We start from the raw sequence: 14,294 nt of genomic DNA, 5'->3' as shown, positions 1-14,294 counted from the left end.
ACCATGAACCCCGGCTGGATCGTTTTTGGACTATGCGCCCTGACCCTGATCGGCGCCACCCTGCCCCTGCTTCATGAACATCGCCGCTCATTGCCCCCCCCCCAACGCTGAAACATGGAACAACGCATGGAATCCCGGATCACCGAACTGGAAATCAAGATCAGCTTCAATGAAGACCAGATCGACGAACTGAACAAAATCATTTACCAGCAGCAGCGCCAGATCGAACTACTCGCCGCCGAACTGCGCCACCTGCGCGATCAGGTCAACAACGGCCAATCCGTGGAGCGACGCAATCTGCGCGACGAGATTCCGCCGCATTACTGAACGCCATGCCCCCCAGACTCCTACCGAATCTCCTCCTCGCCTGCAGCCTGCTCATCAATACTGGCTGTACCAGTGGCCGGCTATCCAGCAAGATGGCAACTACAGAAGCGAATCCAGCACAGCCCCCGGGCGAAATAGACCCCTCCAGGCTCTTGCAATGCGTTCAAGGAATACTGAAAGCAGATTCACCGAACCGCTCGAACAGCCTTTTCATACACCCTGGCCTGCTGCTTTCCAATCTGGACTGGGACCGCAGCCTGGCGATGGAAGCCGGTGACTTTCTGCACAAGAAAGCCTACACCGGACGCGTCATCGAAGTCCGCGACCGCAGCGCCGCCCCAGTGCGCGATCACATGTTGCAGGACCCCGGAACGCAGTTCGTGGGCATCCACTACAGCATGGGGGGCAATCCGCACTACCTGCGCGCCAGCATTGAAGCCACCCACCAAGCAGCAACCGCCCGTGGACTCCCCTTGCGGTATCACGCAATCATGATCGACCCTTCCGGAATCGGCGAAATCGAAAACGTTCTGGATATCGACGCGCCGGAAATCGGCTACATCTTTGTCATACTCTCTGCTGAAAGATCGATGCTGCGCCCGGGCATATCCGGGTTCTCGCAGAAGCTGCTCGATTCCGGGAAAGTGTATGTGATGCATGCCGAGGATTTCGGTGAAGACTGGAACCATTTTGGCATGCTTGAAGCCCTGCGCAGCTCGATACAAGCAAATGAAACTGACGCCAGCAAGGTCGGCGCCTTGCTTGAGTACCTGGTTACCGTGGCGCTAGCCAGCGAAGAAAAGCTCGTCCGTCTTCCCGGCCATTGTGGCGACACAAACCACCGGATCGCCAGCGGCAAATAACTTCGACAACTCAGTCGCGACGCGAGAAGCGCAGACGGAAATCGTGATCCGGTCGGGAAGTCAGCTTGCCTAGCGGTAGCGGCTGGCGATCGGATACCCGCTCAAGCCGCGCGCGCAAAGCAACCTCTTCGACGATGGCACGCATTTCGGCTTCGGCAAAGTACTTTCCAGGGCAGAAGCGCGAACCGAAACCGAAGGGCATGAAACGCGCCCGCGGCTCTTCGGCATCGGCAGATTTACGCAACCAGCGCATCGGACAGAAACTGGCAGCATCCGGCCACAGTTTTCGGTTGCGCTGAATGGCCCAGGGCGAAATGGCAACAAAAACACCTCTATCGAGAACCTGGCCGTCCAGTTCGGCATTCTGTTCGACAACCTCACGCAAGTAGAAGGCAATCGGCGGATAAAGGCGTAACGCCTCCTGCACCAGAGCATCGATCTGGGCGCGAAAAGCCGATGGATCATCCCGATGCTGCAGCGCCTCATCAAACAGAGCCGGCTTGCCGGAAACCTCCCAGAACAACCAGCTCAGAACCGACGCCGAGGTTTCATGGCCAGCCAGGATCATCACCGACATTTCGTCAAGCAAAAGACTTTGAGCACGCTCCACATCGTCGCCACCTACCTCTTCCAGCAAGGCCCGCGTAAAGCCCGGCAGTCCTTCTGCGCGGGAGGCGCCGCCCGGCGACAGAAAACGTTCGCGCATCATGTCGCGCATGGCACCGCCGATTTCCTCCAGAGCCATGCCGGAAAAATACTTCTTCATGCTCTCCTCGGTTCTCGGCAGAAAAAATGCCACGCCAGGATTGCAACGACGGTGGTATTCGAAGAACAGATCGACGAAGCGTTCGCTTTCTTCGGCGGTGAAGCGCTCACCGTAAACCATCGTGGTCACGATATCGACCGTCAGACGCGACAATTCACGCGGCACGGCCACGCCTTCCCGTACCGACAGCCAGCGCCCCAGGTATTCGCCCACCAGCTGGCGGGAAACCCGCTCGACCTCGTCATTACCAATCTTCGAGAGAACCTTGAGATAAGTCTTGCGCCGACGCTTTACCGCCTCCCCACCACCCTGCCCGAAGACCCCACTGCCGATCAAGGGACGCAGCAAAGCTTCGAGAACCGAGCTTTTGGGGAAGATGCCTGCGCGGTCGGTCAATACGGTTTCTGCGCAACGCAGATCGTTGACCAGGGCGATCCGGCCAGCCGGAATATCGTATACCGGCATGCTTTTTTCCTGGTTCATCCACCCCAGAAGACGCATTGGATCGGGAAAGGAACGAACCAGCCACCGACACCAGGCAGGGATGCTGATCGTCAGATAACCTAGCCAGCGTAAACTTCGCATCAGCATGCCGAATCCTTGTCAGTTCAGCCACGGGCGCCACGGGCCGTCAGCGTTAATATTGCGGCAAGGCAAGAACAGTAGCTTGCCATGGTGCCCAGGAAGGGACTCGAACCCCCACGCCTTGCGGCGCCAGAACCTAAATCTGGTGCGTCTACCAATTTCGCCACCTGGGCAGGCGGGCCGCATTCTAGCACTTAGTCGCCCCGCCCCCTATACTTGCCGCCCCATGCCCGTCGATCACTACGAAAACTTCCCGGTCGCTTCCTTCCTCGTGCCGGCGCCGCTGCGCCGGCCGATCGAGGTGATCTACCGCTTCGCGCGCAGCGCCGACGACATTGCCGACGAGGGCGAGGCGACGCCGGCCCAGCGCCTGGCCGAGCTTGCCGCCTACCAGGCCGAACTCGACCGCATCGCCGCCGGCACCCCGCCGCAGACAGCGTTGTTCGTCGATCTGGCCGAAGTCATCGCCGCCCACGCCCTGCCCGTCCAGCTCTTCCGCGACCTGCTCGACGCCTTCGCCCAGGACGTGGTCAAGACGCGCTACGCCGATTACCCCGCGCTGGTCGATTACTGCCGGCGCTCGGCCAACCCGGTCGGCCGGCTGGTGCTGGCTTTGTTCAAGCGCACCGGCGACACGCAACTGATGCAGTCCGACTGCATATGCACCGCGCTGCAGCTGATCAACTTCTGGCAGGACATCGCCATCGACTGGCAAAAGGACCGGATCTACCTGCCGCAGGTCGAGATGCAGCGCTTCGGCGTCAGCGAGGACGACATCGCCGCTGGCCGTTGTAGCGAAGGCTGGGAAAAACTGATCGCTTTCCAGGTCGACCGGTCCCGCACCCTGATGCTGCGCGGCGCGCCGCTGGTCCATGCGCTGCCTGGGCGGATCGGCTGGGAAATCCGCCTCACCGTGCAGGGTGGCCTGCGCATCCTCGAGCGCATCGAGCACGTGCGCGGCGACGTCTTCCGCCACCGGCCCAAGCTGGGCCAGGCCGACTGGTTCGTGCTGCTCGCCCGTTCCATTAGAATGTGAGCCCATGAGCCCCGACCAATACTGCCAGGAGAAGTGCGCCAAGAGCGGCTCCTCCTTCTATTACAGCTTCCTCTTCCTGCCGCCCGAACGCCGCCAGGCGATCATGGCGCTGTACGCTTTCTGCCGCGAGGTCGACGACGTCGTCGACGAATGCTCCGACCTCTCGCTCGCCTCGACCAAGCTGGTCTGGTGGCGGATGGAAGTGCAACGCATCGCCGAGAAACAGGCCACCCACCCGGTCGGCCTGGCGTTGCAGGCGGTCGCCCCCGGCATCAACCTGCCGAGCGAGCAGTTGCTGGAAATCATCGACGGCATGGAGATGGACCTGCAGCAGTCGCGCTACCTCGACTTCAAGGGGCTGTCGCTCTACTGCTACCGCGTCGCCAGCGTCGTCGGCCTGCTCGCCGCCGAGATCTTCGGCTACCAGGACCGGCAGACGCAGAAATACGCGCACGACCTGGGCATGGCCTTCCAACTCACCAACATCATCCGCGACGTCGGCGAAGACGCGCGGCGCGGCCGCATCTACCTGCCGATGGACGAACTCAAGCAGTTCAACGTGCCCGCCGCCGACATCCTCAACGCCAGATATTCGGACAATTTCACGGCACTGATGCAGTTCCAGTACGAGCGCGCCCAGCGCTACTACGAACAGGCATTCGCGCTGCTGCCGGCGGCCGACCGCAAGAACCAGCGCCCCGGGCTGATCATGGCGGCGATCTATCGCACCCTGCTCGAAGAAATCCGCGGCGAGAACTTCCAGGTGCTGCACCAGCGCATCTCGCTGCCGGCGACGCGCAAGCTGTGGCTGGCGGCGAAGACTTGGATCAAGGGCTGAGCACGTGAAAGTCGCCGTCGTCGGCGCCGGCTGGGCCGGGCTCGCCGCCGCCGTCGACCTGACCCGGCGCGGCGCCGCCGTCACCCTCTACGAAGCCGGCCGCGTCGCCGGCGGGCGCGGGCGTTCGGTCACGATTGACGGACACACGCTCGACAACGGCCAGCACCTGCTGCTCGGCGCCTACCGTGAAACGCTGGCGCTGATGCGCAGCGTCGGCGCCGATCCGGACACGCTGTTCGACTGCCGCCCATTGCAGGTCGTCGACCGCGACGGCTTTTGCCTGGCGCTGCCACGCTGGCCGGCGCCGTTCAACGTCGCCTGGGGCCTGCTCACGGCAGCCACGGTCGACCTGCCGGAAAAGCTGAAAACCGCGCTCTGGATGCAGCGCGTCAAATGGCGCGGCTTTCGCCTGACGCGCGACGAGAGCGTCGCCGACTGGCTCGACGCCGCCGGCCAGAGCGGCGTCCTGCGCAGAAAGCTGTGGGAGCCGCTCTGCCTAGCAGCGCTCAACACCCCGGCCGAACGCGCGTCGGCGCAATTGTTTGCGAATGTCCTGCGCGACAGCCTGGGCAGCCCGCGCCGCGCCGACACCGACCTGCTGCTGCCGCGCGTGCCCTTCGGCGAACTACTGCCCGAACCGGCCTGCCGCTGGCTGGCGGCAAACGGCGCAACGCTGCGTTTTGGCCACCGGGTGCGCAGCATCAACGACGCCTGCGTCGATGGCGAGACCTTCGATGCGGTCGTCGTCGCCGTCGCGCCGCAACACGTCGGCGCGCTGTTACCTGAAGTCGACACCCGCTTCGCTTACGAGCCGATTGCCACGGTCTACCTGCAATTTGCAGCAAATACCCAACTGCCCTTCCCACTCCTGCACCTCGGCGGCAATACCGGCGCCTGGACAATCGACCGCGGTCACGGCCTGTTCGGCTGCGCGATCAGCGGCCACGGCGACTGGGAAGCCCTGTCCGACGAGGCGCTGGCGGCGGAAATCGAAACCGCGCTCGGCCTCGGCGTCGCGGACTGGCGGCAGGTGATCCGGGAAAAGCGGGCGACCTTTTCCTGTCGCCCAAACCAGGCGCGGCCAAACTGGCACACCGCCGACCCGCGCCTCGTGCTGGCTGGCGACCACACCTGGGCCGATTACCCGGCGACGCTCGAAGGCGCCGTCAGGAGCGGCCGGCGCGCCGCAGCAACGGTCTTTCAGTCGGCCAGCCGGCCGGCCTGAATCCGAAGCACGCGGCCGCAGCGGGCGGCAATCGCCTCATCGTGGGTGACCAAAATCAGCGTCGTGCCCTGTTTGGCATTGAGGTCGAACATCAGCTCGATGACCTGCTGACCGGTCGCCGCATCAAGGTTACCGGTCGGCTCGTCGGCCAGGACCAGCCGCGGTGCCGGCGAAAAGGCGCGGGCCAGCGCAACGCGTTGCTGCTCGCCGCCGGAGAGGTGCTTCGGGTAGTGCTTGAGGCGATGACCGAGACCGACGCGTTCCAGCCAGTCGCGCGCCAGCGTTGCCGCATCCTTGCGCCCGGCGAGTTCGAGCGGCAGCATGACGTTTTCCAGCGCAGTCAGTGCCGGCAACAACTGGAAGGACTGGAAGACAAAACCGAGCAGGCGGCCACGCTGGACGGCGCGCGCGTCCTCGTCAAGCGCGGCGAGCGAGACGCCGTCGAGGTGGATTTCCCCGGCCGTGGGAACATCGAGCCCGGCGAGCAGTCCGAGCAGGGTGGATTTTCCCGAACCGGAAGCGCCGACGATGGCCACCGTCTCGCCCGCCATGACCGTGAAGGAAATATCCTGCAGAATCGTCAGCGGTTCGCCGCCGTTATCGACGGTCTTGCCCAAGCCTGCCACTTCAACCACCGGTTTTTCCGCCATGCGTGCTTTCCTGTTTCTGTTGTCGCTACTCGTTTTCGCCCCGTCTGCCGTCGCCGCCAGGACCATCCTGGTGCTGGGCGATTCACTCTCCGCCGGTTACGGCATTCGCCCCCAGCAGGCCTGGCCGTCGTTGCTTGCCGAGCGCTTGGCCGACGAACGCCCAGATTATAGCGTCGCCAACCTGTCGATCTCCGGCGAAACCACGGCCGGCGGCCGCTCCCGTCTCACCGCCGCGCTCGCCGAGCACCGGCCGGCTGTGGTCATCCTGGCGCTCGGCGCCAACGACGGCCTGCGCGGCCTGCCGTTGCAGCAGATGGAAAACAACCTGGAAGCGATGATTGCCGCCGCCAAAAAGGCCGGCGCCCGCGTGCTGCTCGCCGGCATGCGCCTGCCGCCGAACTACGGGCCTTACGCCGATCAGTTTTACCGGCGCTTCGGCGCCATCGCCAAGGCGGAAAAGACCGCCTACCTGCCTTTCCTGCTTGAACCGTTGGCCAGCCGCCCGGACCTCTTCCAGGCCGACGGCCTGCACCCGACCGCCGCCGCCCAGCCGCTGCTGCTCGACCACGTCTGGCCGGCGCTGCGCCCGTTACTCAAATAGGACGGCGGGCAACGATGGCCTGGCGCTGGCAGGGTTTCGGCTCGCTCGCGTAGCCCTCAAAGTAGGCGATCTCCAGCAGCCCGGCCGCCGCCGCGACCGCGCGCAGTTCGCCGGGCCGGAGCAGAAAATAGGGGTTCGATGGCTTGCCGTACACCGCGTTGCCGTCCATGAAGGTTTCGTAGATCAGCACGCCGCCGGGCAGCAGCAGCGCCAGCAGGTCGGGCAAGCGCGCCCGCCAGAGATAGTTGGTGACGACGATGCCAGAGAAACGGCGGCCGACCAGCGGCCAGACATCCCCTTCGAGATCAACATAGCTGGTGGTGATGCCCGGCACGCCGGCCAACCTGTCGAGCGCCAGCGCGTCACGATCAACGGCACATACCCGATACCCCATCTCCGCCAGCAGCCGGGCGTGACGGCCGTTGCCGCAAGCCAGGTCGAGCACCTCACCGCCCGCCGGCAGCAGGGTGCTGTAATGTTCGACCCAAGGGGATGGGCGTATCATGCCCGGCAATTCATCGGAGGAAACAAACATGTCAGGGAACGTCACCGTCAGGGAAAACGGATTGGGAAGATACCAGCAGGAAGTCATCGCCGGCCAGCACCACCTGCTGGCGGGTGAGCCGGCCGAGATGGGCGGCGACGACGCCGGACCAGCCCCTTTCGATTACGTGATGGCCGGCCTTGGTGCCTGCACTTCGATCACCCTGCGCATGTACGCCGAGCGCAAGGGCCTGCCGCTGCGCGAGGTCAAGGTCGAACTGTCGCTGCACAAGGTCGACGTCGACGGCGTCGCCCGTAACTGCATCCACCGCCAGATCACGCTCGACGGCGAGTTGAGCGCGGAACAGCGGCAAAGGATGCTGGAGATCGCCAACAAGTGTCCGGTGCACCGCGCCCTGGCGCAATCCTTCCTGCTCGATTGCGCGCTGAACGACTAAGTGTTTTCCGAGGGTAAATACCAATAGGCGATTCGTGGTATTACCCGGGCTGCCATGCGAGAATACCGCACTGCAGCATCCTTAAAATATCATCGCCTTAAGCGAGACCAGCCATGTTGGAACAGCACTATCTCACCGCGCTTTTCGAGCCGAAGTCGGTCGCCGTTATCGGCGCCTCCGACCGCGAAAATTCTGTCGGCAACGTCATTTTCAAGAACATCCTCAGTTCGGGCTACAAGGGTCGCTTGTATGCGATCAACCCGAAGCACGAGACGATCCAGGGGCAACAGGCCTACAAGTCGATCGAGGAAATCGGCGCCCGCGTCGAAATGGCGGTAATCGCCACCCGGCCACAGACGGTACCGCAGATCATCGAACAGTGCGGCCGCAGCGGCGTGCGCAACGTCATTGTCATCGCTTCCGGCTTCTCGGAAGCCGGCCATATCGGCGCCGCGCTCGAGCGCAAGGCGATGGAAATCGCCCGCTCCTACAACGTGCGCGTCCTCGGCCCCAACTGTCTGGGCATCATCCGCCCGGAACTCGGACTGAACGCCACCTTTACCAAGATTTCGGCCGCCCCCGGCAACCTCGCCCTGGTCTCGCAATCGGGCGCCATGTGCTCGGCCGTGCTGGACTGGGCCCAGGCCAATCAGGTCGGTTTCTCCTCGGTGATTTCGCTGGGCATGACCGCCGACGTCGATTTCGGCGAAATCCTCGATTACCTGATCTACGACAACCGCACCCACTACATCCTGATGTACGTGGAAGGCATCCGCAATGCCCGCCGCTTCATGAGCGCCCTGCGTTCGGCAGCACGGATCAAGCCGATCATTCTGTTGAAGGCCGGTCGCCACGAGGCCGGCTCGCACGCCGCCCGAGTCCATTCCGGGATGGCGGCCGTCTCCGACACCGTCTTCGATGCCGCCGTGCGCCGTGCTGGTGTCGTCCGCGTCAAGAATGTCGGCCAACTGTTCTACGCCGCCAAGGCGCTGGCCTCCAAGTTCCGGCCGCAAGGCGACCGCCTGGCGATCATCACCAACGGCGGCGGCCCAGGCGCGATGGCGGCCGACCGCGCCGGCGACCTCGGCATTCCGCTCGCCGAACTCTCTGCCGAAACGATGGGTAACCTGAACAAGGTGCTGCCGGCCAACTGGTCGCACAGCAACCCGATTGACATCGGCGGCGACGCAACCCCCGAACGTTATCGCGATGCCCTGTTGTCGATCACCCAGGACCCGAACGTCGACAGCACCCTGGTCATGCTCTCGCCACAGGCAATGACCGATCCGCTCGGCGTCGCCCAGGCCATCGTCTCGATCTCCGACAAGCTCAACCGCCGCATCATCTGCTGCTGGATGGGCGAAGCTCAGGTCGGCGAAGCGCGCAAGCTGCTCGAGGATTCCGGCATCCCGGCCTTCCGCATGCCGGAAACGGCGATCGAATTGTTCCACCACATCTCCAAGTACTACCGCAACCAGAAACTGCTGCTGCAAACGCCGGAACCGACGCGCCAGCACAACCGCCCCGAGGCTGAAGGCGCCAAGATGCTGATTGAGGCGCTGCTCGCCGAGCGGCGCAAGGTGCTGTCGGAAATGGAATCGAAGGCGATCCTGCGCGCCTTCAAGGTGCCGGTTGCCCAGACCATGGTCGCCCGTACCGCCACCGAAGCGCTACTGCTGGCCGAACAGATCGGTTTCCCGGTGGCGATGAAGGTCGATTCGCCGGACCTGCCGCACAAGTCCGACGCGGGCGGCGTCCGCCTCAACATCCAGAACGCACCGGCGGTACGTAACGCCTACCACGACATCATCGAAACGGTGCAGAAGCGCAACCCGGACGCCAAGATCAACGGCGTCTCGATCGAGCCCTTCCTGTCCCGGCCGCACGGCCGCGAAATCATGATCGGCGTCCTGCGCGACCCGATCTTCGGGCCGGTCATCACCTTCGGCGCCGGCGGTTTCGACAACGAAATCTTCTCCGACCGCTCGGTCGCCCTGCCGCCACTGAACAAGTTCCTGGCCAAGGACCTGATCGATTCGACGCGTACCGCCAAGATCCTCGACCAGTTCCACAACATGCCGCCGGTCGACCGCGAAGCGCTCAAGGAAGTCCTGCTCTGCATCTCGGAAATGGTCTGCGAACTGCCGTGGATCATCGAGATGGACCTCAACCCGCTGATCGTCGACGAGCACGGTGCCATCGCCGCCGACGCCCGCATCGTCATCGACCATGCCAGCAACAACAACGGCGACCGCTATGCGCACATGGCGATCTATCCCTACCCGGTGCATCTGGTCCAGGAATGGACGATGAACGACGGCCAGGTCGTCACCGTCCGCCCGATCCGCCCGGAAGACGCCGACCTGGAGCAGGAATTCGTCAAGAACATGTCCGACGAATCGCGCTACTACCGTTTCATGGACACCCTGCGCGAACTGACGCAGACCATGCTGGTCCGCTTCACGCAGATCGACTACGACCGTGAAATGGCACTGGTGGCAACTATCGCCGACGACGAAACGGGCAAGGAGAAGCAGATCGGCGTCGCCCGCTACGTGCTCAATCCGGACGGCGAATCGGTCGAGTTCGCGCTCGCCGTCGGCGACGACTGGCAAAAGCACGGGGTCGGCCGCAAGCTGATGACGGCGCTGATCGACTGCGCCCGCACCAAGGGTTACCGCGCCGTCGTCGGCGACGTGCTGTCGACCAACACCAAGATGTTCCGCCTGATGACCAGCCTCGGCTTCACCATCCACCCGCACCCGGAAGACACCGCGGTCAAGCGGGTGGTCAAGCCACTGACCGGCTGAGCGGAATCAAGCGCACGAAAAAGCCGGGGTCGCGACCCCGGCTTTTTCATTGGTGGAACGGCTGTGGCTTATTCGCCGAAGAAATTGATGTCGTAAGGATAGGGCTTCTGCGCCACCTTCGACTCGGCATTGCGTGCCGTCGTCTCGACATCCTGCGGTTTGTCCCACCACAGCGCGCGCCCGGCCTTCTGGTCGGCGACCCACTGCGGATTTTTTTCCAGCTGCTCGTTCATCCAGCGCGTGTGATCGGACACGTACCCACTATCGACGACACCCATGTTGCGAACCTCTGACGGATTGAAGAATGGGCGCGATTCTAGCACGTCAATGGACGACGATCGGTGTTGCAACGCCGTTGCAGTATTCGTCGAGGAAGGCGTCGATGGTTTCGACGTCGCGCGCCGCCTCGGGAATACCGTCGATCGCCGCCCGGAAACTCCAAGCCTCGATGCCATGCAGGAACAACATGCGTCGACTGTCCTTGTCCACCAGTTCGAAGCCCTGGCAGGACGGGTAAGCCAGTACGGAAAAATGATCGCTGTCGTAAAAAATGTTCATCATGCACTCCTTGGTCGGACCCATGATGCTAATTACGGCCCAGGAGTGGCTTTTTCAAGGCTTGGACACGCCACCAGAAAAAATTAACCTTGGTGCAATTGATTACACATAGCGCCAACCTACATCTTGCCAATCATCAGTTTTCGCTTATAATCCGCCCGGTAAGCCTGCGATTGCGGGATGTTCTGGCTTGGGGAGGTCGGACGCTCGCGCACATAACGAAAAGCCTGAGGAAATCCACATGAAGATTCATGTGCATTATGTCGTGGGCGCCTGCCTGTCGTTCTGCGCACTGTTCGCGCACGGCACCCAGGAACCCGCACCACCAGCGGCGGCAGCTGCTGCCGCAGCCGCCGTCAAGGCGCCCGCCAAGTCAACCACCGACCACAGCAAGCTCGAAGCGCTGAAGGGCCCGTTCAAAAGCGGCCCCGAAGTGACCAAGGCCTGCCTTTCCTGCCATAACATGGCAGGGCACCAGGTCATGAACAGCATCCACTGGACCTGGGAAGCCACCAGCAAGACCACTGGCAAGACACTGGGCAAGAAATGGGCGGCCAACAATTTCTGCGGCTCGCCGATTTCCAATGAACCGCGCTGCACCAGCTGTCACGCCGGTTATGGCTGGGCCGACAAGAATTTCGACTTCACCAAGCAGGAGAACGTCGACTGCCTGGCCTGTCACGACACCACCGGCACCTACAAGAAGTTCAGTACCGATGCCGGCCACCCCCTGTACGCCGATCGGGAATTCGAACCGATGGAAGGCCCTCCGGGCAAGAAGCCGTTCAAGGCACCGGACCTGACCAAGATCGCCCAGCATGTAGGCCAGCCTGGCCGCGGCAACTGCGGCAGCTGCCACTTCAACGGCGGCGGCGGCGACGCGGTGAAGCACGGCGACCTCGACTCCTCGCTGAAAAATCCGCCGCGTGAGCTCGACGTCCACATGGCCAAGGACGGCGCCAACATGGCCTGCTCCGACTGCCATACCTTCAACGCCCACCAGCCCTCGGGCAGCCGCTACGCGGTCAACCCCAAGGACACGCATGGCTTCGACCTGCCCAAGGACGACCACAACCGCGCCACCTGCGAATCCTGTCACGGCCAGACGCCGCACAAGCAGGCCAAGATCAACAACCACGCCAACAAGGTCGCCTGCCAGACCTGCCACATCCCTGAATTCGCCCGCGGCGGCATCGCCACCAAGATGGTCTGGGACTGGTCGACGGCCGGCAAGATGGGCCCCGATGGCAAGCCGCTGTTCATCAAGGACGATCACGGTCATCTGAAGTACTCGGCCGCCAAGGGCGACTTCGAGTACGGGGAAAACGTCCGTCCCGAATACAAGTGGTACAACGGCACCGTCGAGCAGGTTTCGATCATCGACAAGCTTGACCCGTACATCGGCAAGGACGGCGTGCTGGAACTGAACCGCATCCAGGGGTCGGCCAAGGACGAAAATGCGCGCATCTGGCCGTTCAAGGTCATGCACGGCAAACAGGCCTACGACCCGGTCAACAATACGCTGGTGGTCAACCACGTGTTCGGCGACGACGATACCGCGCTGTGGAAGAACTATGACTTCGCCAAGGCGATCAAGGCCGGCATGGACTACGCCGAACTACCCTATAGCGGCAAGTTCGACTTCATCGAAACGCGGATGAACTGGTTCATCACCCACATGGTGGCGCCCAAGGAAAAGGCCGTGCCCTGCGCGGAATGCCATACCCGTTCGGAAGAAGGTCGTCTGGCATCGATTACCGACATCTACCTTCCCGGCCGCGACCGCAATACCCTGCTTGACGTCTTCGGCGGTCTGGCAGTTGCCGGCGCCATCGGCGGCGGCCTGATCCATGGCCTGGTCCGCATCATCACCCGTCGTCGCAAGGAGCAAAATCAATGAGCGGTGAACGCATCTACATCTACAAGCGCTACGAGCGCTTCTGGCACTGGTCGCAAGCCTTTCTGATCGTCAGCATGATGATCACCGGCTTCGAAGTGCACGGCACCTACGCCCTGCTCGGCTTCCAGAAGGCCGTCCAGCTGCACACGCTGGCCGCCTGGACGCTACTGACGCTGTGGGCCTTCACGATCTTCTGGCAATTCACCACCGGCGAATGGCGGCAATACCTGCCGTCGTTGAAGAACGTGCTGGCGATGGTCAATTACTACCTGATCGGCATCTTCCGCGACGCGCCGCATCCGTTCCGCAAGACCGTGGTGCAGAAGCACAACCCGCTGCAGCGTCTGGCCTACCTCGCGCTGCTCGCCTTCATCTCGCCGATGATCTGGGTGTCCGGCCTGTTCTACCTGTTCTACGGCAACTGGCGCGACCTGGGCATCGATCAGTACCTGACCCTGGAATGGGTGGCACTCGCCCATACCGCAGGCGCCTTCATGATGGCGGCCTTCTTCTTCATCCACGTCTATCTGACGACCACCGGCCACACCGTGTTCGCCCACATCAAGGCGATGGTCACCGGCTGGGAAGAAGTCGACGAGCACCACAAGGCGCACTGAGCGAAACGATTTACCTTGCGTGTTTATGGCGGGGATTTTCCCCGCCATTTTTTTGCCCTGCCGCCGGGCAGCAGCTTACTTCAACGCACCTTGCAGACTATTCGCGTCGCAGGCATGGCTGACCTCGCCGACCTTGCCCGCCGTCACCGGCAGCAGGGTGACGCAGTTCTCGCGCGCCGGGAACATCGCCAGATCACCGGCTTCGCGCCCGAGAACGATGGCGTAGGGTTTGTCGCGCAGTTTCGGCAAGGCGAACATGCGCGTCACCAGACCGGGCATTTTGTGGATGTCAGCCAGATAGACACGCTTGGTCCGCGCCAGCCAGTCGGCCGGCTGCTGGTCGAGCCAGTCGGTAACGAGCGCCGAACCAGCCTTGTCAGCGGCGAAAACGACCTGCTGCAGATCAGCGGGAATGCTGGCCGGCTTGTCATGCTGATCCTTGAGTTGCAGGCGAGGCATGGGATCGCCAGCGCGCAAGCTGGGAACTTGCGCCAGCGCGGGCAAGGTGAGGCAGACCAGACTGAGGGAAAGCAGGGTTTTCTTCATGGAAGCACCGTCAGGAGTAAAAAACCAATGC

The 14,294-nt window shown here is 62.9% G+C and carries 16 protein-coding genes and 1 tRNA gene; 10 read left to right on the top strand and 7 right to left on the bottom strand.

The window, feature by feature from the left end; all coding sequences use genetic code 11:
- Positions 1-126 precede the first annotated feature (126 nt).
- Together ACE3OV_RS07280 and ACE3OV_RS07275 are read left to right on the top strand one after the other, a co-directional pair.
- Positions 127-327 (top strand): SlyX family protein, encoded by a 201-nt coding sequence (locus tag ACE3OV_RS07280; RefSeq protein WP_374326328.1) that lies wholly within the window; start codon positions 127-129, stop codon positions 325-327.
- 92 nt (positions 328-419) lie between these two features.
- Positions 420-1,190, top strand: a complete 771-nt coding sequence (locus tag ACE3OV_RS07275) for a hypothetical protein (RefSeq protein WP_374326327.1) — start codon at positions 420-422, stop codon at positions 1,188-1,190.
- A 10-nt stretch (positions 1,191-1,200) separates the two neighbouring features.
- Here ACE3OV_RS07275 and ACE3OV_RS07270 read toward each other — a convergent pair whose 3' ends face one another.
- Both ACE3OV_RS07270 and ACE3OV_RS07265 read right to left on the bottom strand, forming a co-directional pair.
- Positions 1,201-2,547 carry a cytochrome P450 gene (locus tag ACE3OV_RS07270; protein WP_374326326.1) on the bottom strand — a complete coding sequence of 449 codons (1,347 nt, stop codon included), beginning with the start codon at positions 2,545-2,547 and terminating at the stop codon, positions 1,201-1,203.
- Between the two features lie 82 nt (positions 2,548-2,629).
- Positions 2,630-2,714 (bottom strand) — tRNA-Leu (locus ACE3OV_RS07265).
- A gap of 53 nt (positions 2,715-2,767) precedes the next feature.
- On the opposite strand from ACE3OV_RS07265, the gene hpnC reads away from it, so the two are divergent.
- From hpnC to hpnE, 3 genes are read left to right on the top strand one after another with little or no spacing between them, the layout of a single operon-like run.
- Complete coding sequence (gene hpnC, locus ACE3OV_RS07260; RefSeq protein ID WP_374326325.1) at positions 2,768-3,577, top strand: squalene synthase HpnC; 810 nt, start codon at positions 2,768-2,770, stop codon at positions 3,575-3,577.
- Between the two features lie 4 nt (positions 3,578-3,581).
- Positions 3,582-4,415, top strand: coding sequence for a presqualene diphosphate synthase HpnD (hpnD, locus tag ACE3OV_RS07255; RefSeq protein ID WP_374326324.1), 834 nt, complete (start codon positions 3,582-3,584; stop codon positions 4,413-4,415).
- 4 nt (positions 4,416-4,419) lie between these two features.
- A complete protein-coding gene (hpnE, locus tag ACE3OV_RS07250) occupies positions 4,420-5,640 on the top strand; it encodes a hydroxysqualene dehydroxylase HpnE (RefSeq protein ID WP_374326323.1) in 1,221 nt (406 codons plus the stop codon).
- Here the strand turns inward: hpnE and ACE3OV_RS07245 are convergent.
- Positions 5,616-6,290 carry an ABC transporter ATP-binding protein gene (locus ACE3OV_RS07245; protein WP_374326322.1) on the bottom strand — a complete coding sequence of 225 codons (675 nt, stop codon included), beginning with the start codon at positions 6,288-6,290 and terminating at the stop codon, positions 5,616-5,618. The two genes, hpnE and ACE3OV_RS07245, sit on opposite strands and share 25 nt — an antisense overlap.
- Here ACE3OV_RS07245 and ACE3OV_RS07240 point away from each other — a divergent pair.
- Positions 6,289-6,891, top strand: a complete 603-nt coding sequence (locus tag ACE3OV_RS07240) for an arylesterase (RefSeq protein WP_374326321.1) — start codon at positions 6,289-6,291, stop codon at positions 6,889-6,891. The genes ACE3OV_RS07245 and ACE3OV_RS07240 overlap by 2 nt on opposite strands.
- On the opposite strand, the gene ACE3OV_RS07235 is transcribed toward ACE3OV_RS07240, so the two are convergent.
- Positions 6,884-7,396 (bottom strand): class I SAM-dependent methyltransferase, encoded by a 513-nt coding sequence (locus tag ACE3OV_RS07235; protein ID WP_374326320.1) that lies wholly within the window; start codon positions 7,394-7,396, stop codon positions 6,884-6,886. The genes ACE3OV_RS07240 and ACE3OV_RS07235 overlap by 8 nt on opposite strands.
- A gap of 28 nt (positions 7,397-7,424) precedes the next feature.
- Between ACE3OV_RS07235 and ACE3OV_RS07230 the strand changes: the two genes are divergently transcribed.
- Together ACE3OV_RS07230 and ACE3OV_RS07225 are read left to right on the top strand one after the other, a co-directional pair.
- Entirely contained in the window at positions 7,425-7,832 is a 408-nt protein-coding gene (locus ACE3OV_RS07230; protein WP_374326319.1) for an OsmC family protein, read from the top strand.
- A gap of 113 nt (positions 7,833-7,945) precedes the next feature.
- Positions 7,946-10,642, top strand: a complete 2,697-nt coding sequence (locus tag ACE3OV_RS07225) for a GNAT family N-acetyltransferase (protein ID WP_374326318.1) — start codon at positions 7,946-7,948, stop codon at positions 10,640-10,642.
- A 68-nt stretch (positions 10,643-10,710) separates the two neighbouring features.
- On the opposite strand, the gene ACE3OV_RS07220 is transcribed toward ACE3OV_RS07225, so the two are convergent.
- Together ACE3OV_RS07220 and ACE3OV_RS07215 are read right to left on the bottom strand one after the other, a co-directional pair.
- Positions 10,711-10,920: a DUF3460 family protein gene (locus ACE3OV_RS07220; RefSeq protein WP_374326317.1), complete on the bottom strand. Its 210-nt coding sequence runs from the start codon at positions 10,918-10,920 to the stop codon at positions 10,711-10,713.
- Positions 10,921-10,966: 46 nt separating this feature from the next.
- Complete coding sequence (locus tag ACE3OV_RS07215) at positions 10,967-11,200, bottom strand: DUF3567 family protein (RefSeq protein ID WP_374326316.1); 234 nt, start codon at positions 11,198-11,200, stop codon at positions 10,967-10,969.
- Between the two features lie 241 nt (positions 11,201-11,441).
- On the opposite strand from ACE3OV_RS07215, the gene ACE3OV_RS07210 reads away from it, so the two are divergent.
- Both ACE3OV_RS07210 and ACE3OV_RS07205 read left to right on the top strand, forming a co-directional pair.
- The gene (locus ACE3OV_RS07210) at positions 11,442-13,100 is read left to right on the top strand and encodes a tetrathionate reductase family octaheme c-type cytochrome (protein ID WP_374326315.1); all 1,659 of its coding nucleotides are present in this window, start codon (positions 11,442-11,444) and stop codon (positions 13,098-13,100) included.
- Positions 13,097-13,717: a cytochrome b/b6 domain-containing protein gene (locus ACE3OV_RS07205; protein ID WP_374326314.1), complete on the top strand. Its 621-nt coding sequence runs from the start codon at positions 13,097-13,099 to the stop codon at positions 13,715-13,717. The genes ACE3OV_RS07210 and ACE3OV_RS07205 overlap by 4 nt, the downstream gene beginning before the upstream one ends.
- A gap of 75 nt (positions 13,718-13,792) precedes the next feature.
- On the opposite strand, the gene ACE3OV_RS07200 is transcribed toward ACE3OV_RS07205, so the two are convergent.
- Complete coding sequence (locus tag ACE3OV_RS07200) at positions 13,793-14,263, bottom strand: hypothetical protein (RefSeq protein WP_374326313.1); 471 nt, start codon at positions 14,261-14,263, stop codon at positions 13,793-13,795.
- Between the last annotated feature and the right edge of the window lie 31 nt (positions 14,264-14,294).

This window comes from Azonexus sp., from assembly GCF_041909095.1.
Lineage (GTDB): Bacteria > Pseudomonadota > Gammaproteobacteria > Burkholderiales > Rhodocyclaceae > Azonexus.
This window is presented reverse-complemented; position numbering and strand designations above follow the sequence as displayed.